The sequence below is a fragment of the Rhodococcus sp. NPDC058505 genome, from assembly GCF_042720095.1.
Classification (GTDB): Bacteria; Actinomycetota; Actinomycetes; order Mycobacteriales; family Mycobacteriaceae; genus Rhodococcus_G.
Genome location: NZ_JBHXNB010000029.1, coordinates 15,018 through 38,762 on the forward strand (window position 1 = coordinate 15,018; position 23,745 = coordinate 38,762).

At 71.4% G+C, this 23,745-nt stretch carries 20 protein-coding genes and 1 tRNA gene; 16 read left to right on the plus strand and 5 right to left on the minus strand.

Features of this window, described 5'->3' with window-relative positions; genetic code table 11:
- Positions 1-17 precede the first annotated feature (17 nt).
- Complete coding sequence (locus tag ACFWPA_RS17565) at positions 18-2,330, minus strand: DEAD/DEAH box helicase (RefSeq protein ID WP_378507525.1); 2,313 nt, start codon at positions 2,328-2,330, stop codon at positions 18-20.
- A 376-nt stretch (positions 2,331-2,706) separates the two neighbouring features.
- Between ACFWPA_RS17565 and ACFWPA_RS17570 the strand changes: the two genes are divergently transcribed.
- The 4 genes from ACFWPA_RS17570 to ACFWPA_RS17585 all read left to right on the plus strand — a co-directional run bounded on the left by ACFWPA_RS17570 (position 2,707) and on the right by ACFWPA_RS17585 (position 7,496).
- Positions 2,707-2,910 carry a cold-shock protein gene (locus tag ACFWPA_RS17570; protein ID WP_005515803.1) on the plus strand — a complete coding sequence of 68 codons (204 nt, stop codon included), beginning with the start codon at positions 2,707-2,709 and terminating at the stop codon, positions 2,908-2,910.
- A gap of 139 nt (positions 2,911-3,049) precedes the next feature.
- Positions 3,050-3,634 (plus strand): hypothetical protein, encoded by a 585-nt coding sequence (locus ACFWPA_RS17575; protein WP_378507524.1) that lies wholly within the window; start codon positions 3,050-3,052, stop codon positions 3,632-3,634.
- A gap of 104 nt (positions 3,635-3,738) precedes the next feature.
- Positions 3,739-6,750 (plus strand): type I DNA topoisomerase, encoded by a 3,012-nt coding sequence (gene topA, locus ACFWPA_RS17580; RefSeq protein ID WP_378507523.1) that lies wholly within the window; start codon positions 3,739-3,741, stop codon positions 6,748-6,750.
- Positions 6,751-6,761: 11 nt separating this feature from the next.
- Positions 6,762-7,496 (plus strand): helix-turn-helix domain-containing protein, encoded by a 735-nt coding sequence (locus ACFWPA_RS17585; RefSeq protein ID WP_378507522.1) that lies wholly within the window; start codon positions 6,762-6,764, stop codon positions 7,494-7,496.
- Here ACFWPA_RS17585 and ACFWPA_RS17590 read toward each other — a convergent pair.
- Positions 7,433-7,825, minus strand: coding sequence for a VOC family protein (locus tag ACFWPA_RS17590; protein ID WP_378507521.1), 393 nt, complete (start codon positions 7,823-7,825; stop codon positions 7,433-7,435). The genes ACFWPA_RS17585 and ACFWPA_RS17590 overlap by 64 nt on opposite strands.
- Positions 7,826-7,933: 108 nt before the next feature.
- Between ACFWPA_RS17590 and ACFWPA_RS17595 the strand changes: the two genes are divergently transcribed.
- The 3 genes from ACFWPA_RS17595 to ACFWPA_RS17605 all read left to right on the plus strand — a co-directional run bounded on the left by ACFWPA_RS17595 (position 7,934) and on the right by ACFWPA_RS17605 (position 9,872).
- Positions 7,934-9,127 (plus strand): DNA polymerase III subunit delta', encoded by a 1,194-nt coding sequence (locus ACFWPA_RS17595; RefSeq protein WP_378507520.1) that lies wholly within the window; start codon positions 7,934-7,936, stop codon positions 9,125-9,127.
- A 68-nt stretch (positions 9,128-9,195) separates the two neighbouring features.
- Positions 9,196-9,268 (plus strand) — tRNA-Thr (locus tag ACFWPA_RS17600).
- An 85-nt stretch (positions 9,269-9,353) separates the two neighbouring features.
- Complete coding sequence (locus tag ACFWPA_RS17605; protein ID WP_378507519.1) at positions 9,354-9,872, plus strand: hypothetical protein; 519 nt, start codon at positions 9,354-9,356, stop codon at positions 9,870-9,872.
- A gap of 176 nt (positions 9,873-10,048) precedes the next feature.
- On the opposite strand, the gene ACFWPA_RS17610 is transcribed toward ACFWPA_RS17605, so the two are convergent.
- Entirely contained in the window at positions 10,049-10,417 is a 369-nt protein-coding gene (locus ACFWPA_RS17610; RefSeq protein WP_378571237.1) for a hypothetical protein, read from the minus strand.
- A gap of 155 nt (positions 10,418-10,572) precedes the next feature.
- Between ACFWPA_RS17610 and ACFWPA_RS17615 the strand changes: the two genes are divergently transcribed.
- The 8 genes from ACFWPA_RS17615 to ACFWPA_RS17650 all read left to right on the plus strand — a co-directional run bounded on the left by ACFWPA_RS17615 (position 10,573) and on the right by ACFWPA_RS17650 (position 17,609).
- Positions 10,573-11,127, plus strand: coding sequence for an RDD family protein (locus tag ACFWPA_RS17615; protein WP_378571239.1), 555 nt, complete (start codon positions 10,573-10,575; stop codon positions 11,125-11,127).
- Positions 11,124-11,564: a DUF2752 domain-containing protein gene (locus ACFWPA_RS17620; protein ID WP_378571241.1), complete on the plus strand. Its 441-nt coding sequence runs from the start codon at positions 11,124-11,126 to the stop codon at positions 11,562-11,564. The genes ACFWPA_RS17615 and ACFWPA_RS17620 overlap by 4 nt, the downstream gene beginning before the upstream one ends.
- Positions 11,565-11,741: 177 nt before the next feature.
- Entirely contained in the window at positions 11,742-11,939 is a 198-nt protein-coding gene (locus ACFWPA_RS17625) for a hypothetical protein (RefSeq protein WP_378507515.1), read from the plus strand.
- Between the two features lie 74 nt (positions 11,940-12,013).
- Positions 12,014-12,646, plus strand: a complete 633-nt coding sequence (locus ACFWPA_RS17630) for a dihydrofolate reductase family protein (RefSeq protein ID WP_378507514.1) — start codon at positions 12,014-12,016, stop codon at positions 12,644-12,646.
- A 47-nt stretch (positions 12,647-12,693) separates the two neighbouring features.
- Positions 12,694-13,374 carry a GntR family transcriptional regulator gene (locus ACFWPA_RS17635; RefSeq protein ID WP_378571243.1) on the plus strand — a complete coding sequence of 227 codons (681 nt, stop codon included), beginning with the start codon at positions 12,694-12,696 and terminating at the stop codon, positions 13,372-13,374.
- An 80-nt stretch (positions 13,375-13,454) separates the two neighbouring features.
- Positions 13,455-14,630, plus strand: a complete 1,176-nt coding sequence (locus ACFWPA_RS17640) for an MFS transporter (RefSeq protein WP_378571251.1) — start codon at positions 13,455-13,457, stop codon at positions 14,628-14,630.
- Between the two features lie 158 nt (positions 14,631-14,788).
- A complete protein-coding gene (locus tag ACFWPA_RS17645) occupies positions 14,789-17,095 on the plus strand; it encodes an ATP-binding protein (protein ID WP_378571245.1) in 2,307 nt (768 codons plus the stop codon).
- A gap of 148 nt (positions 17,096-17,243) precedes the next feature.
- On the plus strand, positions 17,244-17,609 hold the full coding sequence (locus ACFWPA_RS17650) for a Zn-ribbon domain-containing OB-fold protein (RefSeq protein WP_378507510.1): 366 nt from the start codon (positions 17,244-17,246) through the stop codon (positions 17,607-17,609).
- A 60-nt stretch (positions 17,610-17,669) separates the two neighbouring features.
- Here ACFWPA_RS17650 and ACFWPA_RS17655 read toward each other — a convergent pair whose 3' ends face one another.
- Together ACFWPA_RS17655 and ACFWPA_RS17660 are read right to left on the minus strand one after the other, a co-directional pair.
- Entirely contained in the window at positions 17,670-18,998 is a 1,329-nt protein-coding gene (locus tag ACFWPA_RS17655) for a M1 family metallopeptidase (protein WP_378571247.1), read from the minus strand.
- A 15-nt stretch (positions 18,999-19,013) separates the two neighbouring features.
- Positions 19,014-22,886, minus strand: coding sequence for a Pls/PosA family non-ribosomal peptide synthetase (locus ACFWPA_RS17660; protein ID WP_378571249.1), 3,873 nt, complete (start codon positions 22,884-22,886; stop codon positions 19,014-19,016).
- 134 nt (positions 22,887-23,020) lie between these two features.
- Between ACFWPA_RS17660 and ACFWPA_RS17665 the strand changes: the two genes are divergently transcribed.
- Positions 23,021-23,560 (plus strand): hypothetical protein, encoded by a 540-nt coding sequence (locus tag ACFWPA_RS17665; RefSeq protein WP_378507507.1) that lies wholly within the window; start codon positions 23,021-23,023, stop codon positions 23,558-23,560.
- Positions 23,561-23,745: the final 185 nt, after the last annotated feature.

Sequence of the window (23,745 nt, forward strand, 5' to 3'; positions counted from 1 at the left end):
GGTGAGCCTAGGGGCGGTCAGCGGGGGAGGGTGCCCAGGACGACGGTGAGCAGGGCGACGGCGCCGGGCTTGTCGAGGGGGTTGTTGCCGTTGCCGCACTTGGGCGACTGCACACACGACGGGCAGCCCGCGACGCACTCGCAGGCATCGATCGCGTCGCGGGTCGCCGTCAACCAGTCCCGCAGTCGGGCGTGCCCGCGGTCCGCGAAGCCGGCACCGCCGGGATGCCCGTCGTAGACGAACACCGTCGGCAGCCCGGTGTCGGCGTGCAGCGCCGTCGACACGCCACCGATGTCGCCGCGGTCGCAGGTCGCGACCAGCGGCAGCAGTCCGATCGCCGCGTGCTCGGCGGCGTGCAGGGCACCGGGGAACCGGTCGGCGGTGATGCCCGCCGACTCAAGCAGGTCCGGGGTGACCGTGTACATCACGGCGCGGGTCGGGAGGGTCTGCTCGGGCATCGTCAGCTCCACCGCGTCGAGCACCTCGCCGGACGGCAACCGGCGCAGGTAGCCGACCACCTGGTGGGTGACCTCGACCTCGACCAGCGCGACGGTGACCGGTCCGTGGTCGGCCTGGTCGAGGACACCGGTGATGGTGATATCGGTGTTCTCGCGCGCCGATGTGGTCCATTCGGGTGTCTCGGGATGGACCAGCGCGAGGCCCTCGTCGAGGTCGAGGGTGTCGACGACGAACGATTCGCCCTGGTGCAGGTAGACGGCGCCGGGGTGGGTGGTGGCCGGTGCACGTCCGCCGTCGACGGTGCCGAGCAGGCGCCCCGAGTCGGCGTCGACGATCGCCACCTGATGCCCGACGCCGCCGCGGATGTCCACCGCCGCGTGCGGGTGGGATTCGGCGGTGACGAACCAGCCGTGCGCGCGCCGCCGGATCAGGCCCTGTGCGGCCAGCCCGGTCAGCAGGTCAAGGGCGCCGAACTCGGCCACCTCGCTGTCGCTGAGCGGAAGCTCCATCGCCGCGCAGAGGAGCTGAGGACCCAGCACGTAGGGGTTGCTCGGATCGGTGACGGTGGCCTCGACCGGCCTGTCCAGCAACGCGGCCGGGTGGTGCACGAGGTAGGTGTCGAGCGGGTCGTCGCGGGCGACCAGCACCACCAGGGATCCTTCACCCCGGCGACCGGACCGACCGGCCTGCTGCCAAAACGAGGCGACGGTACCGGGGAATCCCGCCACCACGACCGCGTCCAGCCCGGCGATGTCCACGCCCAGTTCCAGTGCGTTGGTGGTCGCGACGCCGAGCAGGGTGCCGTCGGCGAGCGCCGACTCGAGCTCGCGTCGGTCCTCGGCCAGGTAACCGGCCCGGTAGGCCGCAACCCGGCCGGCCAGGTCGGGGTCGACCTCGGCGAGGTGGCGCCGGGCGCCGATGGCGGTCAATTCCGCACCCCGGCGGGAACGGAGGAAGGTCAGCGTCCGGGCACCCTCGATCATCAGGTCGGCCATGATCCGGGCCGCCTCGCTGCTCGCGGCGCGCCGCACGGGGGCGCCGTTCTCCCCGGTGACGTCCTCGAGCAGTGGTGGCTCCCACAGGGCGACGGTCCGGGGGCCGTGCGGGGAGCCGTCGTCGACGACCTCCTCGCAGGGGGCGCCGATCAGCCGGGTGGCCGCGGCCGCTGGATCGGCGGTGGTGGCGCTGGCCAGGATGAACACCGGGTCGGCGGCGTACCGGCGGGCGATGCGGCGCAGCCTGCGCAGCACCAGCGCCACGTTGGAACCGAACACGCCCCGGTAGGAGTGGCACTCGTCGATCACCACGTAGCGAAGCCTGCGGAAGAAGTGCGACCACCGCTGATGCGAGCGGAGCATGCCGACGTGCAGCATGTCGGGGTTGGTGAACACCCACCGCGAGTTGGCCCGCACCCAGTGGCGTACCTCCTGCGGGGTGTCACCGTCGAACGCGGCGGGGTGGACGTCGGCGAGTTCGTCGGCCTCGTCGCACAGGGCGATGACGGCGCGGATCTGGTCGGCGCCGAGGGCCTTCGTCGGCGCCAGGTACAGCGCCGTGGCCCTCGGGTCGTCGGCGAGTGCGGTCAGCACCGGGAGCTGGTAGGCGAGGGACTTTCCGGACGCGGTTCCGGTGGCGACGACCACGTTGCTGCCCGCGGCGGCGAGGCTCGCTGCCCGCGCCTGATGGGTCCACGGTTTCGGGATGCCGATCGCGCCAAATGCCGACACCACCCGCGGGTTCGCCCAGTCCGGCCAGTCGGCGCGCCGGGATTCGCGGGCGGGCAGGTCGGCAACATGGGTGAGGGGGTCGTCGTTGGCCGTGGTTCCGGCGAGGACTCGATCGAGGAGTTGACGTCCGTAGCTCTCGCCCACTGCGTGATCTCCGAGTTCTGTGTTGACCAGATCGCACTGTCCGACCTGGGGTTTTGATGCTACTGTTGGCGCCGATTCGCGCGGGCATCGAGGCCCGTCTTCGGTACGTCGGTGGCGCTGAGCTGCGGTTACCAGCCGGTAGAAGGCAACAAGATCATTTCTTTATGGATTTTCGACTGTTGCAGTCGGGAGAAGCGTGGTTGACTAACACGCGGTCGCAGCTTCTGTGTTCGTGTACGCGCTCGCAGGACGATGTTGCGAGCGCGGTGCTCGATGCTTTTCCTGAGGGGGAAATCAGCGGTACAGCGGTCGGAACCGGCCCGGCGGGCTGTGAGCGCCGTCCGCCGCATCCGGTGTTAGAAAGAGAAGGAAAAGCATGGCACAGGGCACTGTGAAGTGGTTCAACGCGGAGAAGGGCTTCGGCTTCATCGCACCCGAGGATGGCTCCGCTGACGTCTTCGTCCACTACTCCGAGATCCAGGGCAGCGGCTTCCGCACCCTCGAGGAGAACCAGCGCGTCGAGTTCGAGGTCGGCCAGGGCACCAAGGGCCCGCAGGCCACCGGCGTTCGCGCCATCTGATTCGCCTGTAACCAGGTACGAATCTCTCGTCCCCCGCCACCGTACGGTGCCGGGGGACGAGTCGTGTTCGCGGGCGCCCGCGACCGCCGCGCGTCGCGTGCGCTGAAAAACCGTGCTGGACGGGATTACTGTCCCAGATGTGAACCAGCTGTCGTTCTTCTCCGCGGAGACGGTGCCCCCCGAGGTGTCCGACCTCGACGGCCTCCTCGCAGGCCCCGGGCAGATCGTGGCCGCCGCGGACCGGGCCAGGCTCTCGGTGGTCGTCGACTCCGAGTGGCGGGCCGCGGCCGTGGCCGAGATGATCGAGGACGCGGGCCTGGTCGCCGAACTCACCCATTCGGACGAGGGCAGCCCGCTGGTCCGGACCGCGTCCGTCCCCGACCTCGCGGTGCTGGCCGTCCGCTGGACGCGGGGTGCGGTCAAGTCGGTGCCACCCGGATGGGTGCCGGGGCCCCGCGCCCTCCGCGCGTGGGCGCTCGCCGCGGGGCACGCGGAGAACGACGGCGACCGGTTCGTCCTCGGGCTCGATCCGCGGGCCCCCGACACCCACCCGATCCTTGCCCAGTCGCTGATGCGCGCGGGTATCGCGCCGACGCTGTTCGGGACCCGCGGCGCAACCCCGGGCCTGCGCATCGTCGGCCACCGGCGCCTCACCCGGCTACTCGAGAACATCGGCGGGCCACCACCCGGGGCGGCGGCGTCGGCGGCGTGGCCCCGGGTGTAAAACGGTCGTCGCGGATCTGATCTGCGAGGATTGATCCGCGATGTGTCACCCTGGTAGCCGGGTGAACGCTCGAAGTACAGGTCGAGAAAGGTGCAGGCAGGGACGTGGCAACTCGGGACAAGGACACGGCGGGGGACACCACCACCGCTGCCGGCCGGAGGCGTCGGCTCGTGATCGTCGAGTCGCCGACGAAGGCCCGTAAAATCGCCCCTTACCTGGGTAAGGACTATGTCGTCGAGGCGTCGGTCGGGCACATCCGCGACCTGCCCCGCGGCGCGGCGGACGTGCCCGCGAAGTTCAAGGGCGAATCCTGGGCGCGGCTCGGCGTCAACGTCGACCACGACTTCGAGCCCCTGTACGTCGTCAGCCCCGACAAGAAGTCGAAGGTCACCGAGCTCAAGGGTCTCCTCAAAGACGCCGACGAACTCTTCCTCGCGACCGACCCCGACCGGGAGGGCGAGGCCATCGCCTGGCACCTCCTTGAGACTCTCAAGCCGAAGATCCCGGTCCGCCGGATGGTCTTCCACGAGATCACCAAGCCCGCGATTCTCGCCGCGGCCGAGGACACCCGCGACCTCGACCAGGACCTGGTCGACGCGCAGGAGACCCGCCGCATCCTGGATCGGCTGTACGGCTACGAGGTCAGCCCGGTGCTGTGGAAGAAGGTCATGCCGAAGCTGTCGGCGGGCCGCGTGCAGTCGGTGGCGACCCGCGTCATCGTGCAGCGCGAACGCGAGCGCATGGCGTTCAACTCCGCCGAGTACTGGGACATCGCCGCCACCCTCGACGCGGGCGCGTCCGCCAGCCCGCGGGCCTTCGGCGCCCGGCTGGTCGCGGTCGACGGCAACCGTGTCGCCACCGGACGCGACTTCGGTGCCGACGGCGCGCTCAAGTCGACGGGTGTGACGGTGCTGAACGAGGCCGCCGCGCGGACCCTCGCGGAGGCACTGCACGGCGTCGACCTGACCGTGGCGTCCGCCGAGGACAAGCCGTACACCCGCAAGCCGTACGCGCCGTTCATGACGTCGACGCTGCAGCAGGAGGCGGCCCGCAAGCTCCGCTTCTCGTCGGAGCGGACCATGCGCACCGCGCAGCGGCTGTACGAGAACGGCCACATCACCTACATGCGTACCGACTCGACGACCCTGTCCGAGTCGGCGATCAACGCGGCCCGCGCGCAGGCCACCGAGCTGTACGGCGCCGAGTACGTCAGCCCGTCGCCGCGGCAGTACACCCGCAAGGTGAAGAACGCGCAGGAGGCGCACGAGGCGATCCGGCCCGCCGGTGACGTGTTCGCGACGCCGGGCCAGCTGCATAGCCAGCTCGGCACCGACGAGTTCAAGCTGTACGAGCTGATCTGGCAGCGCACCGTCGCCTCGCAGATGCAGGATGCCCGCGGCACCACCCTGACGCTGCGGATCACCGGCACCGCGGGCACCGGAGAGGAGTGCACCTTCTCGGCGTCCGGCCGGACCATCACCTTCCCCGGATTCCTCAAGGCGTACGTCGAATCCGTCGACGAGGAGGCCGGCGGCCAGTCCGACGACGCCGAGTCCCGGCTGCCGGTGCTGGTCGCGGGCCAGGGCGTCACGGCCACCAAGCTGGACCCGGACGGGCACGCGACCAACCCGCCCGCCAGGTTCACCGAGGCCAGCCTGATCAAGACGCTCGAGGAACTCGGCATCGGCAGGCCCTCGACCTACTCGTCGATCATCAAGACGATTCTGGACCGCGGCTACGTATACAAGCGGGGCAGCGCGCTGGTCCCGTCGTGGGTGGCGTTCGCGGTGATCGGCCTGCTCGAGGCGCACTTCGGCAGGCTCGTCGACTTCGACTTCACTGCCGCAATGGAGGACGACCTCGACGAGATCGCCGGGGGTCGCGAACAGCGCGGAAACTGGTTGTCCGGCTTCTACTTCGGTGGCGACGAGGGGCCGGAGGGTTCGGTTGCCCGGGCCGGTGGACTGAAGAAGATGGTCGGTGAGAACCTCGAGGGCATCGACGCCCGCGAGGTGAATTCGATCCGCCTGTTCGACGATGCCGAGGGCCGCGAGGTGCACGTGCGGGTCGGCAGATTCGGCCCGTACCTGGAACGGATGGTCGTCAACCCGGACGACCCCGACGGTGATCCGATCTCGCAGCGGGCGAACCTGCCCGATGACCTGCCGCCCGACGAGCTCACCCGGGAGTACGCGGAGAAGCTGTTCGCGACCCCGCAGGACGGCCGCAAGCTCGGGGTCGACCCGCTGACCGGACACGAGATCGTCGCGAAGGAAGGCCGCTTCGGCCCCTACGTCACCGAGATCCTGCCGGAACCCGAGCCCGAACCGACGCCGGAACCGGACATCGTTCCGGTGCCCGCCGACACCGGGGAGGCCGCCGCTGCATCATCGGGCGGCACCGCCGCCGCATCATCGGGCGGCACCGCCGCCGCATCATCGGGCGGCACCGCCGCCGTCGCGACGAAGGCGCCCGCGAAGAAGGTGGCGAAGAAGGCAGCCAAGAAGGCGACGGGCCCGAAGCCGCGGACCGGATCGCTGCTCAAGTCGATGGACGTCGCGACCGTGACCCTGGAGGACGCGCTGCGTCTGCTGTCGCTGCCGCGGGTCGTCGGCGTCGACCCCGAGTCGAAGGACGAGATCACCGCGCAGAACGGCCGATACGGCCCGTATCTGAAGAAGGGCACCGATTCCCGGTCGCTGGCGACCGAGGAGCAGATGTTCACCGTCACCCTTGAGGAGGCGCTGAAGATCTACGCCGAGCCGAAGCGGCGGGGACGGCAGGGTGCCGCGACGCCGCCGCTGCGCGAGCTCGGCAACGACTCGGCGACGGACAAGCCGATGGTGATCAAGGACGGCCGCTTCGGCCCCTATGTCACCGACGGTGAGACCAACGCCAGCCTGCGCAAGGGCGACGAGGTGGAGACCATCACCGACGAGCGCGCTTCGGAACTGCTGGCGGACAGGCGTGCTCGCGGACCGGTGAAGAAGAAGGCCGCCGCGAAGAAGGCGCCAGCGAAGAAGACGGCGGCGAAGAAGACGGCGGCGAAGAAGGCTCCGGCGAAGAAGGCCGCCGCCAAGAAGGCGCCAGCGAAGAAGCCCGCAGCCGAGGACTGACGCAACCGGGGGTGTCGGTGTACCGGGAACTGCCTGTCGCGCTGCCCGGCACCGTCGCCTGGGCGGTGGACCGGGTCGGGGGAGAGGGCGCGGTCGTGCTCCCCGACGGGTGCATGGACCTGATCTGGCACGACGGCGGCTTCCTCGTCGCTGGCCCCGACACCCGGGCGCATCGGACCACGGCAGCGGGCCCACGCGCGATCGGGTTGCGCTTTGCCTCGGGGCTCGGGCCGACGGTGCTCGGGGTGGCCGCGAACGAGCTGCGCGACACCAGGGTTCCGCTGTCCGCGCTGTGGCCGGACGCCGCGGTGCGCCGATTGGCCGGCATCGCGTCCCAGGATCCGCTCGGCGCCCTCGTCGGCGAGGTGCGGCGCCGCCTCGACCCGGCCGGGCTGCCGGTCGAGATGGCTATCGCGGCCCGGTTGTCGACGGGGGCGGCGGTGTCCGCGGTCGCCGCCGAACTGGGCTGGAGCACCCGGCGTCTGCACCGGACGTCGGTGTCCGCGTTCGGGTACGGACCGAAGACCCTGGCCCGAGTGCTGCGCTTCGACCGGGCGCTGGCCGCGGCGCGGGCCGGGCATCCGTTCGCGGACGTCGCCGTCGCCACCGGCTACGCCGATCAGGCCCACCTGGCACGGGAGGTGCGGGCGCTGAGCGGAACGTCGCTGTCGGGCCTGGTGTCTCAGCCGGGCAGCGCGGCGAAGAGGTCGACGTGGTTGCCGTCGGGGTCGGTGACCGTCGCGTAGCGCTGGCCCCAGAAGGCGTCGAACGGCGCGAGCGCCGATGTCCCGCCCGCGGCAAGCAACTCCGTGTGCACCGCGTCCACGGCCTCCGGGCTGCCGCAGTCGAACGCAAGGGACGCCCCGCCGCCTGCGCCGTGCACGTAGTCGGGGTCGAGGGAGCGGACCGTGTCGACGGTGTCGAACGCGAGGCGCAGCCCGCCGGGCAGCGGCACCTCCACGTGGGGCTGGCCCGCCGCGTCCTCGGGGATCTCCAATCCGAGACGGCGGTAGAAGTCGAAGGCGCGGGACAGGTCGGCGGCGACGAGCCCGATCACGGCGATTCGTGGTGTCATGACTCGACCGTAGGTGGTGGCCCGTGCGTGGTCTTGAACGTTTCGGACGCCCGCCCCGGCGCGCCGCCGACACATCCGGTGTCGGCGCAGGCCGTTAGGCTGGGCGGCATGGCGGGAGTGTTCGATCGGCTGGTCGGCCAGCGGGATGTGGAGGTCGAACTCATCGCTGCCGCGACGGCGGCGCGCGGCGGGACCGAGTCGGCGGGTTCCCTGATGACGCACTCGTGGCTGTTCACCGGTCCGCCCGGGTCGGGGCGTTCGATCGGCGCGCTGTGTTTCGCGGCGGCGCTGCAGTGCACCGGGGACGGGGAGCCCGGCTGCGGCCGGTGCCACGCCTGCGCCACCGTCCTCGCGGGAACCCACGGCGACGTGCGGCGGGTGGTCCCCGAGGGACTGAGCATCAGCGTCAAGGAGATGCGCGAGATCGTGCAGATCGCGGCCCGCCGCCCCAGCACCGGGCGCTGGCAGGTGATGATCATCGAGGATGCGGACCGGCTCACCGAGGGCGCCGCGAATGCGCTGCTGAAGGTGGTCGAGGAGCCGCCGGAGCGGACCGTTTTCCTGCTCTGCGCGCCGTCCGAGGATCCCGAGGACATCTCGGTGACGCTGCGGTCGCGGTGCAGGCACGTTGGACTGGTCACCCCGTCCGTCGATGCGATCGCCGCCGTGCTCCGCGAGACCGACGGACTCGACGAGCAGGCGGCGCTCGAGGCGGCCCGGATCAGCGGCGGTCACGTCGGCCGGGCCCGGCGCCTTGCCACCGACGACGCGGCCCGCCGCCGTCGCGACCAGGGGCTCGCGCTCGCCTCCGCGGCGACCCGGTGGTCGACCCGGTTCTCCGTCGCCGAGGAACTGGTTCGGGAACTCGACGCCGAGGCGAAGGAACTCAACGCGGAGATCAACGATCGCGAGACCGAGGAGCTGCGGACCGCGCTCGGAGCCGGCGGCACCGGCAAGGGAGCCGCCGGGGCGCTGCGCGGCTCGGCGGGCGCGCTCAAGGACCTCGAGCGGCGGCAGAAGTCGCGGGAGACCCGGATGAAGCGGGACGGCCTCGACCGCGCGCTGATCGACCTCGCAGGCCTGTACCGGGATGCGCTCGCCGTTGCGCTCGGATCCACCGCAACGCTCAACCATCCCGACCGGGAGGAGCAGGCACGCAAGATGGCGATGATCGGCAGTCCGGACGCGTTGTTGCGGTGCGTCGAGGCGGTGCTGGAGTGCCGCGAGGCCCTCGACGTCAACGTCAAACCCCAGTTCGCGATGGCCGCGATGATGGCGAAGCTGGGGGCCGAGCTGGGCTGACGACCCGGTTTTCGTGTTTGGCGGGGGAGCGGATAGACTTCCGCTTGCTCGGCCGCGAGGCCGGGTGCGCTGCCTTAGCTCAGTCGGTAGAGCATTTCACTCGTAATGAAAAGGTCGAGAGTTCGATTCTCTCAGGCAGCTCAGCGAAGCCCCAGGTGTGTCCCCGGACCTCCTGGGGTTTTCTGTTTCCACCCGACCCGCCGTGGTGGCTGGTTAGCCTGCCGGGATGAACAAGGCGATGGTGGCGGGGCTCGGGGCCGTGCTGGTGCTCGTTGCGGGGTGTGGCGGCGGCGGGTCGGAGCAGGCTCCCGCGCCGACTGAGGCGGCGGCTGCGACGGTTCACCGGATTGGGGAGGACGTCGAGGGCGGCGGGGTTGTCGTGAACGTGACCTCGGTCCGGACGGACACCACGGTCGGGGACCGGTCCGCGCCAGCCGGGCAGAAGTACGTCGTGCTGGACGCCCGGGTCACCAACAACACCGATGCCGGGCTTGATCTGAGTTGCGGCACCGCGATCGGCCACCGACTGGTCGACGACCAGCGCAGGCGCTTCGACGTGATCCCGGGGCTCGCGTCGGTGCCCGGCAACCCGCCGTGTGCGGAGCTCGTCGCGGTCGGTGCGACGGGGCAGGTCGGTTGGGTGTTCGAGGTGCCCGCCGATTCGACACCGGTGGCGTTCGGGTTCTACGACACCGCCAGCCAGCAGCCGACCGAGCCGCAGGTCATCGATCTCACGGCGAGCTGATCCGGTGCGCGCTCGGCAGCGCCGGGTGAGTTGTCAACAGGGGTGGGGAATTTCTTTCCGCAGGTAGACGGGCGGGTGTTGCTGTGTGGTCACCAGAATTCCCCAGGTTGTCCACAGTCGCGGGGGAGTTGTGCAGACGACGCGCCCGAGTTGTGCACAGCTCCTGTGGACAACCGTCAGCGGGTGATGTGACCGAGGATCACGGCATGCGCGTGATGCGCCTTCTCGGTGCCGCGGAAGTCCGCCTCGAAGGTGTCCGGTCCCGCGGTGAGCGCAACGCTGCTGGATGAGAAGAACTCGCCAGCCCACGACCTGTTGCTGAGCAGCGACACCGAGCGGATGTTCCGGTACGGGATCGAGGTGATCGCCGTGCGCTTTCCGACGAAGCTGCGGTCCTGGATCACCACCCGCAGGTTCGTCAGGCCGAGGAAGCCGGTCCCCGCGCCGGTGCAGTCGTACACCGCGACGACCTCTTCACCCTGCAGCAGGTCCTGCTGGACCTGCTGCAGCTGATCCGCCTTGTCGTAGATCGGTTGGTCCGGCACGGGAGGGTCCTTCCGGTTGCGGAGGCATGATGAGGAAGTCGGCCGCAATCTAACCCCGCCGGGGAGGCCGGACAACCATCCGCGACGGGGCGCGCCGATGGCGGGTTCGGGCTACGTTGTCCGTACGCCTTCCCGGACGGAAAGGACGCCACGCGATGACCGATCAGCCACCGGGCTTCCCGACTCCACCGGCTCCGCGCTACGCGACACCCCCGATGCCCGCCTACCCGTACGCGTCGTGGTGGTCCAGGGTCGGCGCCTACCTGCTCGACGGCATCGTGGTGCCGCTCGCGGGCTATGTCGTCGCGGGCATCGGGGCGTTCGTCGCGTTCAAGGACGCGGGCACCACGACCACCACCTACGGGGGCGACCACTACACCAGTAGGACCGTCGAGACCACCGGCGTCAGCGGTGCCGGGATCGCGGTCTTGGCCGCGGGCATCCTGTTCGCGCTCGCGCTGGTGGTGTGGAACATGGTGTTCCGGCAGGGGCGCACCGGGCAGTCGGTCGGCAAGTCGTGGCTGGACATCGCCGTGGTCCGGGAGGTCGACGGGCGCCCGCTCGGACCGGGAATGGCCCTCGTGCGATGGCTGGTGCTCGTCGTCCTCGGTGACGCATGCTTCCTGAATTTCCTGTGGCCGCTGTGGGATGCGCGGCATCGGTGCTGGCACGACATGCTGGTCTCGTCGGTGGTGACCCGCACCGCATGAGCACAGCGGAAGGCGTCGTGCCTGCCCCGGCAGCGGCACGGGCAAGGGGCCTGGCCGGGCCCGCCGGGCTCGCGCTCGCCGGGGTGGCGTTGGCCGTGCTGCTGCGGCTGCGTGATCCCCGGGTGCCGGGCGCCTACGGTTTCTGTCCGTTCCGGGCCCTGACCGGACTCTGGTGCCCGGGGTGCGGGGGCCTGCGCGCGGCGGGCCACCTCACCAACGGTGAGGTGCTGGCGTCGCTGGCGAGCAACCCGTTCGTTGCGCCGCTGGCACTCGTGCTGGTGCTGGCCTGGCTGGGGTGGGTGCGCCGCAGGTGGGGCGGCGCGGACGGGAGGATGATCGTGTTGTCGCCTGCCGCGTCGGTGATGGTGCTCGCCGCCCTCGGCGGGTTCACGATCGTCCGCAACACCCCGTGGGGTTCGGTGCTCGCACCGACCTGAGCAGGAACCGCAGGAGAACGGAGGTTCGTCGCATGGCCATGGAGATTTTCTCGCTGATCGTGCTCGTCGGCGCGCTGATCATGCTCATCCCGGTGGCCCGCAAGGTCTTCCGCAGGCACGACGACTGACGCCGCGGGCTGGGCTCGACACGGGCGCCGCGCGGGGTCATGCTCAGGCATGGCCGAAACGCTGCGCGACCGGGTCCGGGAGAAGCTGCTTCGACAGATCGCCGAGGACGGCGGCTCACCGTCCGAGGGCGCCGACGACGACGATCCGCGCCTCGTCGCCCTCGACGACGACCTCGCCGCCCTCGAGCGGGCGCCGGACGGTGATCCGGTGATCGAGCGGCTCGCGGAGAAGTACTGGGTGCCCTGACCGCACCACCGATGAGTCCGTGGGCGCCGGGCGGTCTACCCGTCGACGGCAACGGCACCACACGGGAGGACGTCATGGGTCTCATCGAGATCGAACTGTTCACCACCCTCGACCTGGTCGGGCAGGCGCCGGGCAAGCCCGACGAGGACCCGATCGGGTTCGCGTTCGGGGGGTGGCAGGCTCCGCTGCTGGACGAGGTCGCGGGCGCGCAGGTCGAGGCCGCGTACGAGGGCACCGACGCCCTGCTGCTCGGCCGCCGGACCTACGACATCTTCGCCGCCTACTGGCCGCACCAGGAGGAGGGCGGGATCGCCACGCTGTTCAACGGGATCCCGAAGTACGTTGCCTCCCGCGGCGCACCCGACCTGTCCTGGTCCGGCTCCACCCGGCTCGGTCCGGACTTGGCGGCCGCGGTGCGGGAGGTCCGGGACCGGCACCACCACGTGAAGGTCGTCGGCAGCCTCAACCTGGTGCAGACCCTGCTGCGGGAGCGGCTGTTCGACCGTCTCGATCTGTGGGTGCACCCGATCGTGCTTGGCGCCGGGAAGCGGGTCTTCGACGGCGGCGCGATCCCCGCCAACCTCACTCTCCGCGAACCGCCGGTGGCCAGCCCGAACGGTGTCGTGTACCTGCGGTACGGGCTCGCCGATGGCGTGCCGGGGACTGGGGACATGTCCGCCCCCGGCCGGGGAACCGGCCCGGACTGACGACCCGCGCACCGGCAACTGTTTCGCAAGGCGTATAAATACATCTTGTGTCTAAGTTGCATTCGGCGTCCGAGCAGGTCTACCGCGAGGTGAAGGAACGGATCCTGTCCGCGACCCTCCCCGGCGGTGAGCTCATCAGCGAGGGCGAGATCGCCGCGGAGATGGGAACCAGCCGCACCCCGGTCCGGGAGGCGTTCCTGCGCCTCGAGGTCGAGGGCTGGATGCGGCTGTACCCGAAGCGGGGCGCGCTGATCGTGCCCGTCGCCGACGGCGAGACCGAGCACGTGATCTCGGCGCGGCGCCTCGTCGAGTCGGACGCCGCCCGCGTCGTCCTCGCGCGCGACGACGCTGCCCGAGCCGGTCTGGTGCGGGCGCTGCGCGACAATCTCGACGCCCAACGCGCCGCCGCCAGTGCGGGCGACGTCGGCGAGTTCAGTTGGCTCGACGCCGACTTCCACGGGCTGATCGTGCGGGCCGCGGGCAACCCGCTGCTCGTCACCTTCTACACCAGCCTGCGGGAGCGGCAGCGGCGGATGACCGCCCGGTCGCTGGCCCGCGACCCCCTGCAGCTGCGGTCGATCATCGACGACCACGTGCTCCTCGCCGACCTGATCGCCGCGGGCGACCCGGACGGGTTCGCGGCCGCCGTCGACGTCCACATGCGCCGCGTGCACGGGCTGCCGCTCCCCGGCGGCGACGACCGGCGGACCGGGCAGGGCGACCGATGAGCGTCCGGCTCGACACCCGCGGCGAGGCGCCCGCCCGCACCCGACGACGGGTCCCGCCGTGGGCACTGATCTCGGCCGCCATGTTCGCGGTGGCGTGGGGCGGCAACGAGTTCACCCCGCTGCTGGTGATGTACCGCCTGGATCACGGCTACTCACCCGTCGTGGTGGACGTCTTCCTGTTCGCCTACGTGCTCGGCATCGTGCCAGCGCTGCTGATCGGCGGGCCCCTGTCGGACCGGCTCGGCAGGCGCCCGATCATGCTGCCCGCCCCGTTCGTCGCGGCCGTCGGCTCGGTGGTGCTTGCCGTCGGCGCCGACAGCGCGGCCCTGCTCGTGCTCGGCCGGATTCTCAGTGGTGTCGGGCTCGGGCTGGGCATGGCGGTCGGCGGGAGCTGGCTCAAGGAACTGTCGGTGCCGCCGTGGGACCACCGGGCCGGTGTCGGGGCGGGGGCGCGTCGCGCCGCGATGAGCCTGACCGCCGGGTTCGCGATCGGTGCCGGTGTCGCAGGCGTCCTCGCACAGTGGGCGCCGTGGCCGAGCGTATTCGCGTACGTCCTGCACATCGCCCTCGCGGTCGGTGCCGGGATCGCGCTGCTCGCCGCGCCGGAGTCGCGGGCAGCGACCCCGCGCGAGTCGCGCGCCCCGCTCATCGAGGACCTCAGGATTCCGGCCGCAGGGCACCGGCGGTTCTGGCTGGTGGTGGTGCCCGTCGCGCCGTGGGTGTTCGGCGCGGCGAGCTGCGCGTACGCGGTGCTGCCGTCGCTGATGGCCGAGCACAGCGGGGGCACGCCGATCGCGTTCTCCGCGCTGCTGTGCGTGGTCGCGCTGGGCTGTGGTTTCGCCATCCAGGCCCTGGGCAGGCGCATCGACACCCCCCGCAGTGCCCGAGCGGTGATCGTTGCGCTGGTGATCCTGGTGGCCGGCATGGCACTCGGTGCCGTCGCCGCGGACCGGCTGACGGTGCCGCTGGCCCTGCTCGCTGCCGCGGTCCTCGGCGGTGGGTACGGCATGGCGCTGGTCGCGGGCCTGCAGGAGATCCAGCGGATCGCCAGGCCCGACGACCTGGCGGGCCTGACCGCGGTGTTCTACTCGTTCACCTACATCGGATTCGCGGTCCCGGCCGCGCTCGCGGTCGTGGTCCAGTCGTGGCCGACCGCCGTCGGCTACCCGGCGCTCTTCCTGCTCGGCGCTGCCGTCGCCGCGGGCTGCCTGATCCTGGTTGCGGTGAGCAGCCGGTCGCACCTTCCCGAGCGCTGACCCGGGGCGACCGGCCCCGAAATTTGTTGCCGGACGGTCGGTTTGTCGAGGGTCCCGCGGATCCGCCGATCCGACGCATCGTGGCGTGAACGTGACCGGCCGGGGCCGGGTCCGGGGTACCGTGGCGATGGGATCGGGAGAATGAGAGTGACGCCACGATGTCGCCCGCGGTCCGGGGCAAGGCGGGAAACCTTCCCCACGAATTGACCAGCTTCGTCGGCCGCCGCCGAGAGTCAACGGAGGCGCGGCGGTTGCTCGCGGCCTCCCGGCTGGTCACGCTGACCGGCATCGGGGGCGTCGGAAAGACCCGGTTGGCGTTGCGGGTCGCCGAGGAATCGCGGCGGGCGTTCCCGGACGGCGTGTGGCTCGCCGAACTGGGGCCGCTGTCGTCGCCGGACATGGTGGAGGACGCGGTGTCGTCCGCGCTCGGGGTGCGGGAGTTGATGCCGCATCAACCGTGGTCGCTCGCGGATCACCTCGCGGACCGGCACCTGCTGCTCATCCTCGACAACTGTGAACACCTCCTGGATGCGGTCGCGGAATTGGCGGGTTCGCTGCTGCGCGGCTGCCGGGAACTGCGCATCCTGGCCACCAGCCGGGAGCCGCTCGGAATCGCCGGCGAGGCCGTGCTGCGGGTGCCGCCGCTCGCGGTCCCGGACCCGGATCGGCCGCAGCGACGGCGCGGCACCCCGCGCTACGAGTCGGTGGTCCTGTTCGAGGAACGGGCAGGCGCGGCGGTGCCCGGCTTCGGCGTCACCGACGACAACCGGGCCGCGGTGACGCGGATCTGTCAGCGGCTCGACGGGCTGCCGCTGCCGATCGAACTGGCGGCGGCCCGGATGCGGGCGATGTCGCCCGATCAGATCCTGCAACGCCTCACCGACCGGTACCGGCTGCTCGGCGTCGGGATCCGCGGCGCACCAAGTCGGCAGCAGACGCTGCGCCTGTGCATCGACTGGAGCCACGAACTGTGCACCCCGCCCGAGCGGGAACTGTGGGGTCGGCTGGCGGTCTTCGCTGGCCGGTTCGAACTCGACGCCGCCGCCGCGATCTGCGGCGAGGGCATCGACCCGGACGAACTATTCGACCTGGTCGCCTCGCTCGTCGACAAGTCGATCCTCAACCGCGACGACGACGGGTACCGGATGCTGGAGACGCTGCGGGACTACGGCGCGGACCGGCTCGCGGAGAGCGGTGAACGCGACCGACTGCTCCGCAGGCACCGGGACTGGTACGAGAAGCTGGTGCTGCGGGCGGAGGCGGAATGGGTGGGCGCCGATCAACTGATGTGGCTGGCCCGACTGCACGCGGAGCGGCCCAACATGCGCGCGGCGATGCGCTTCTGCCTCGCCGACCCCGCTGAGGCGGAGGCGGGACTGAGGATCGCCTCGGCGATGGGGCACTACTGCCTCTCCCGCGGCCAGATCCAGGAGGGGCGGCACTGGCTCGATGCGGCGCTCGAGCACCAGGGTGGCGCGCCGACCGCGGCGCGGGTGCGGGCGCTGTGCACCGACATTCTTCTGGCGGGCAACCAGGGCGAGGTGGTCGCTGCCGCGGCCCGGCTCGCGGAGGCGCGGGCCGCCGTCGCCGCGCTCGCCGATCCGTGGCTCGAGGGGTTGCTCGCGCACGCCGAGGGCTACCTCGCGGTGTTTTCCGGGGACCTGCAGCGCGCGCTCGACCGCTTCCGCCGCGCCCTGTCCGGCCTGCGTGTCGACGCGCACTCGGTGCCGTATATCTCGTCGCTGCTCGGGATCGCGCTCGCGCACGCCGTGCTCGGTGACCTTGACCGGGCCGCCGCCTTCCAGGAGCAGGCGCTGGCCATCACCGAACCGAGCGGGGAGAGCCTGTACCGGTCGTATTCCCTGTGCATCCTCGGCCTCGCGTACATCCGCACCGACCGGAACCGGGCCCGCACCCTGCTCGAACAGGGCCTCGACCTCGACCGGAAGTCGGACGACGTGGTCGGGACCGCGATCTCGGTGGAGGCGCTGGCGTGGATCGCCGACCTCGACGGCGATCAGGGTCGGGCCGCGGTCCTGCTCGGCGCCGCGCAGGCAATGTGGCATGCCGTCGGTAGCGCGGGCGTCACGGTGCCCGCCCTCCGCGAGTTCCACGAGCAGTGCATGGAACGAACCCGTCGGGGGCTCGGCGACCGGGCGTTTGCGGTCGCCTTCCGGCGCGGCGCGGACTCGGCGTTTGAGGACACCATCGCGCACGCCCTCGGGGAGCAACCGGTGACGCCGGTGCCGACCGAGACGGTGCTGACGCGGCGCGAACGGCAGGTCGCCGACCTTGTCGCGCGGGGCATGACCAACCGGGCGATCGCCGAGGCCCTCGTCATTTCCCGCCGCACCGCGGAGGGTCACGTCGAACACGTGCTGACCAAACTCGGGTTCAACTCGCGCAGCCAGATCGCGGCGTGGGTGGCCGAGCGGAAGGGCTCGAACGTTCCTGACCTGGGCTGACGGGTGCCTGCGTCGGGTCGGGTCGGCGCCAGGTACGTGCCGACCGGAAAACAGGTATGTGACCGGGTACATCGGCCGTCGTGCCGCGGCGCGGGGCCGGGCATCGTGGAACATGACAGATCCAGCGCTCCAAGCCGAGGTACGTCTGATGATCGAAACCACGCTTCAGCCGGTCGCGACCGCGTTGATGATCCGCAGCTGCGACAACTGTGCGACCCTCCTGGCACCCGACACCCTGACCTGCCCGGACTGCGGGTGCACCGACCTCACCGCGGTGCCGTCCTGCGGTGCCGGATCGATCGTCTCCTGCACGGTCGTGCACTGCACGACCCGACACGGAATTCATCCCGGCTTCGTGGAGTGCACGATCGCGATCGTCGAACTCGACGACGGACCGTGGACCTACGCGTGGCTCGAGGGCGGGCCGCCGGAGCATTCCAGCGACCGGGTTCGGGTCCGCTTCGCGCACGAGGAACCGGGCGAGCGGTTCCCGTACTTCGTTCGGGCGGCCTAACCGCCGCCGCCCGACCAAACTCTGCCGCCCGGACCGTGTCAACCCCGGTCCGGGCCGCAGTCATGGGTGCGGCAGCTCGGTGTCGAACAGCCAGCGGTCCCAGAGCGGTCGCAGCGACCGATCCGTGAAGTGTGCTGCGAGGTCGGTGAATTCCTCGGTGGTGACGGAGCCGTGCCGGTGCTTGGCCGTCCACTGCCGCAGCAGGTCGAAGAACCCGCCGTCGCCCAGCTCACCCCGGAGGGCGTGCAGCGTCAACGCTCCCCGCTTGTACACCCGGTCGTCGAACATCAGTGCCGGGCCGGGGTCGCCGAGCAGCAGGTCGTAGGGCAACCCGGCCTGGGTGCGGTGGACCTGGGCGGCGATCTCCTGTGCGGACGGCCCCCCGGATTCCTCCGACCACAACCACTCCGCATAGCAGGCGAAGCCCTCGTGCAGCCAGATGTCCTGCCACGACGCCAGGGTGAGGCTGTTGCCGAACCACTGGTGGGCGAGCTCGTGCGCGACGAGCCGCTCCGCTCCGCGACTGCCATCGCAGTGGTTCGCCCCGAACACCGAAATGCCCTGCGCCTCCACCGGAATCTCGAGGTCGTCGTCGGTGACCACGACGGTGTAGTCGGCGAACGGGTAGGGCCCGAACAGCCGAATGAACGTCTCCATCATCTGCGGTTGCCTGGCGAAGTCGTGGTCGAACCGGGTGCGCATCCGCGGCGGCAGCACCGCGTGCATCGGAACCGGCGTGCTACCCGCGACCCGGCGCCGCTCGTAGGGGCCGATCTGGACGGTGGCGAGGTAGCTGGCCATCGGCTCGCTCTGCTCGTATACCCAGGTGGTGTGGCTGGCCCGAATCTGTTTGCGCAGCAACGCTCCGTTCGCGACCACGTGGTAGGGCGAATCGGTGGTGACCGAGATCCGGTAGCTCGCCTTCGAACTCGGATGGTCGTCACACGGGAACCACGATCCGGCCCCGTTGGGCTGGCTCGCGACGATCGCGCCCTCGGTCAGCTCCTCCCACCCCACCTCACCCCACGGCCCGCGGACGGGTTTCGGGGTGCCCGCGTACTGCACCGTCACCGACAGGGCGCCGCCGGACGGAATCTTCTGCGCAGGCGTGACGGTGAGCTTGCCGTGCTGATGGGTGTACTTCACGCGCGTCCCGCCGACGGCCACCTTCGACACCGCAAGCGTCTGCGACAGGTCGAAGGAGAACTTGCCAGCCGCGTCGGTGGTCGTGGCGGTGATCGTCGCCTTCCCGGCGAGTCGATTGCTGGCGACCTTGTAGGTCAGTTCCAGCTCGTATCGCGACACCCGGTAGCCGCGGTTGCCCGCATCCGGCAGATACGGGTCGATCGGATCCTCGTAGAACCTACCGGCCCTGCCCGGTTTGACCATGCGCCCCGCCCCCTTTCAGTTCCATGGGCCGATCGGATTGCCCTGCCAGCGGGTGTGCGGCGGCACCACATCGCCCCGCATCACCAGGGACGCCGGTCCGACGGTGGCGCCGTCGCCGATGCCGGAGGCGGGCAGCGCGACGCAGTGCGGTCCGAGGGTGGCGCCGCGGCCGAGGGTGACGGTGTCCATCGCCATGATCCGATCATGGAACAGGTGCGTCTGTACAACACATCCGCGTTCGACGGTCGCGCCGTCGCCGAGGGTCACCAGGTCCGCCTCGGGCAGCCAGTAGGACTCGCACCAGACCCCCCGGCCGATGGACGCACCCATCGCCCGCAGCCACACGTTCAGCACCGCGGTCCCGGTCGCGGCCCGCGCGAACCAGGGCGCGGCAACGGTCTCGACGAACGCGTCGGACACCTCGTTGCGCCACACGAACGAGCTCCACAGCGGGTGCTCGACCCGGCCGATCCGGCCGACCGTCACCCACTTCGCCGCGACCGAGACCACCCCGGCGACGGCGCCAGCGGCGAGCAGCACGACCCCGCTGCCCAGCGCCGCCGCCCAGAACCCGACCCGCCCGGCGAGGGCCTGCAGGGTGAACAGCACCCCGAGCCCGATCCCGAACGTGATCACGACGGGCAGCAGCCTGCACGTCTCGACGAGCGCACGCGCCACCTTCAGCCGGGTCGGCGGCGCGAAGGTGCGTTCGGTGTCGCCGTCGCTGGCCGACCTGCGCAGCCGCACCGGGGGGCTGCCCAACCACGACGAGCCGGACTTCGCCTTGCTCGGGGCCGCGGACAGCACCGCGACCAGACCGTTCTTCGGCACCCGGCGGCCGGGGCCGGCCATCCCGGAGTTGCCGAGGAACGCGCGCTTGCCGACCTTCGCCTCCCGGATGTGCAGCCAGCCTCCGCCGAGCTCATAGGACGCGACCATCGTGTCGTCGGCGAGGAACGCGCCGTCCGCGACGGTGGTGAACTTCGGCAGCAGCAGCACCGTCGACGCCTCGACGTTCCTGCCGATCCGCGCGCCGAGCAGGCGCAGCCAGACGGGGGTCAGCAGGCTGGCGTACAGCGGGAACAGGAAGGTGCGGGCCGAGTCGAGGAGCCGTTCGGTGGCCCATACCTGCCAGCCGACGCGGCTGCGGACCGGGTGGTAGCCCTCGGTCAGCCCGACACCGAGCGCCCGCACCGCGACGACGGTCGCGGCCGCGAACACCAGCAGTGCCAGCAGCGTCGCGACCGGCAACCATGCGAGCGCGCGGGGGAGGGCGGCGCCGAGCGACGCGGTGTCGTGCACGGCCCACCCGATCAGGGCGATCCCGGCGGCCAGCGCGACGATCGGCAGCGACGCGATGAGCATCGACGTCAGCCCGTACACCGGCACCCACCGGGTGGCGCGGTCGGGACGCTCCGCGGGCCACGGATGCACGGCCTTCCCGAGCTTGACGGCGGGGGAACCGGCCCAGCTCTGCCCGGCCTTGATCCGCCCGATCACCGCGGACCCCGCAGCGACCTCCGCGTTCTTACCGACCTTCGCGCCGGGCAGCAGGGTCGACCGGGCGCCGACCGCGGCGCCCGCGCCGATCCGGATGCCGCCGACGTGAACGACGTCGCCGTCGATCCACTGCCCGGACAGGTCCACCTCGGGTTCGATCGAGCAACCGTCCCCGAGCTCGAGCATGCCGGTGACCGGGGGCAGCGTGTGCAGATCGACTCCGCGTCCGACCCTGGCGCCGAGCGCGCGGGCGTAGTAGATCATCCACGGTGCCCCGGACAGGTTCGCGGCGCCGCTGGCCTCGGTCAGCCGGTGCGCGACCCACAGCCGCAGGTGGACCGGGCCGCCGCGCGGGTAGGTGCCCGGTTGCAGTCCGCGCAGCAGCATCCGGCAGCCCGCGACGGCGATCGTCATCCGGCCGAGCGGGGTGATGAACAGCAGCACCCCGGCCAGGACCCACCACCACGGCACCGTCGGCGCCCAGGGCACGTCCGCGAACAGGGCGAGCAGGTTGTTCACGACCGCCAGCCAGGTCACCCACTGCAGGCCGGTCAGGGTGGTCAGCGGCACCGTCCACAGGACCTGCCGCCACTGCGCGGATCGCGGTGTCGGTTCGACGTGCCGCGGTTCGACGACCTCCGCGGGGGCGAGCGAGTCGAGGTGGGCGGCGAGCGACCCGAGTCGGGGGTGGTCGTACAGCTGCGCGACGGTCACCTCCGGGAATCGGTCCCGCAGCGCGGTCACCAGCTGCGCGGCGGCCAGGGAACCACCGCCCGCGGCGAAGAAGTCGTCGTCGGCGCCGGTGATCTGGGCCCCGAGGATCGCCGACCACAACCCGGCAACCCAGGCGGCGGTCCCGTCGAGGTCGGCGGCGGCCGCATCGTCGGTGTCGGCGCCCGGCAGCGGCCACGGCAGCGCGGCGCGATCCACCTTCCCCGAGGTCCGGGTCGGCAGCTCCGGGACCAGCGCGAGGCGCGGCACCAGCGCGGCGGGCAGCCGCTCGGCGAGCTGGATGCGGGCGGCGGCGACGTCGAAGTCGGGGTCGGTGCTGGCGAGGTAGCCGACCAGGATCGAATGCCCGGTCGCGGTGGTGCGGACCGCGGCCGCCGCGCCAGCGACGCCGGGCAGCTGCTGCAACGCGGTGTCCACCTCGCCGAGTTCGATGCGCCGGCCACCGATCTTCACCTGGTCGTCGGCGCGGCCCTGGAACAGCAGCCCGCCCGGCTCGAGCCGCACCAGGTCACCGCTGCGGTAGGCGCGGTCCCAGCCGAGCGACGGCATCGGCGCGTACTTCTCCGCGTCCTTCGCCGGGTCGAGGTAGCGGGCCAACCCGACACCACCGATGACGAGTTCCCCGACCCCGCCGACCGGGACGGGGGCGCCGTCGCCGTCGACGACCGCGAGGTCCCACCCGTCCAGCGGCAGCCCGATACTCACCGGTGACCTGCCGTCCATCTGTGCGGCGCACGCGACGACGGTGGCCTCGGTGGGGCCGTACGTGTTCCATACCTCGCGGCCGTCGGTGACGAGCCGTTCCGCCAGATCCGGCGGGCACGCCTCGCCGCCGAAGATCAGCAACCGCACCTCCTCAAGGGCCTCGGCAGGCCACAGCGCGGCCAGCGTCGGGACGGTGGAGACGACGGTGACCGACCGGGACACCAACCACGGGCCGAGATCCATCCCGCTGCGCACCAGGGCGCGGGGCGCCGGGACCAGGCAGGCGCCGTGCCGCCAGGCCAGCCACATCTCCTCGCAGGAGGCGTCGAAGGCAACCGACAGGCCAGCGAGGACCCGGTCGCCGGGCCCGATCGGATTGTCCCGAAGGAAGATCCGCGCCTCCGCGTCGACGAACGCGGCGGCGTTGCGGTGGGTGACAGCGACGCCCTTCGGGGTGCCGGTGGACCCGGACGTGAAGATGATCCAGGCGTCGTCGTCGAGGGTCGGCGGTCGCGGGATGCGCTCGGCTGCCTGCGCGGTGCCGGGCTGCACCCCCCGGCCGGTGAGGATCGCCGCGACCCGCGCCTCCCCGAACACCAGGTCGGCCCGCTCGTCGGGGTCGTCGGCGTCGACCGGGACGTACGCGGCGCCCGCGGCGAGGATGGACAGGATGGCGGTGTACAGCGACTGCGACCCGGACGGCATCCGGATGCCGACCCGGTCGCCGGCACCGATCCCGAGGTCCCCGAGCCACCGCGACCCCCGGTCGACCTCGTCGAGCAGTTCCGCGTAGGTCAGGGTGGTCTCGCCGTCGTCGATCGCGGGCGCGTCCGGGTGCGCCCGCGCGGTGGCGGTCAGGACGTCGACGAGGGTGCGCGGCGCGGGAGCGTGTGGCGAACGGAGGTAGGCCGCCGGGATTCGCGAACGGTCAGGGGAGGACTGCGGGTGCAACGCCGGGGATTCCTTGTCTCGTGTCTGCTGACGGGTCTCGTCGTTCTCTCACGTCAAGTTTGCGAGAGAGTGAACGGAAAACCGGCCGCGACATGCGTGGAGCCTACGCCGGGGCGTGGCCTACCTTGGAATCCGTGAACTCGAATGCGGTCGCCACGATCACCCGCCTGCGCGCGCTGATCGACCACCCGAGAACCGGTCCCGAGGAGCGCGCGACGGCGCAGCGGATGCTCGACCGGCTGCTCGCCAAGTCGGCGGGGACGACGGGTGGCGCCCGGCGGTCCGGCGCCGGACACACCCGGGCGGGTCGGCACGTGCGGCTCGACGTGATCGCGGACCTGATCCGCGACGACCTCGCCGCCGCGCGTGCCGGTGCGCCGCTGCCCGCGGCCGGTCCGGTCCTCGACGTGCACGACCCCGTCCGCGCGGCCCCGGGAACCGTCAGCTACGCGGTGACGGTGACCGGTGACGTGTCGCTCGACGTGACCATCGACGGCGTTCCACGGGCCTGGGGGTGGACCGACGCGGGCGGGGTCGACGCGGTGACGCCGCAGCTGCAGACCCTGGCCGAGCGGGTCGCGGACGTCGTGAACGGTCACAACACCGGCGGCGCCGATGGTGGGCGTCGGTTCTTCCTGCGGGTGCGGGTTCCGGAGCACACGCTCGTCTGGTGACTCGCCCCGCCGAGCGCACCCCGGCGCCCGTGCGCGATTTTTACCCATCGGGGTACACATCACGCACGGTGCCGGAGGCGCTAGTGCTGGGGGACGCGGAGGATCAGGGCATCACCCTGCCCACCACCACCACACAACGCCGCCGCACCGATGCCGCCGCCGCGGCGCTGCAGTTCCAGGGCCAG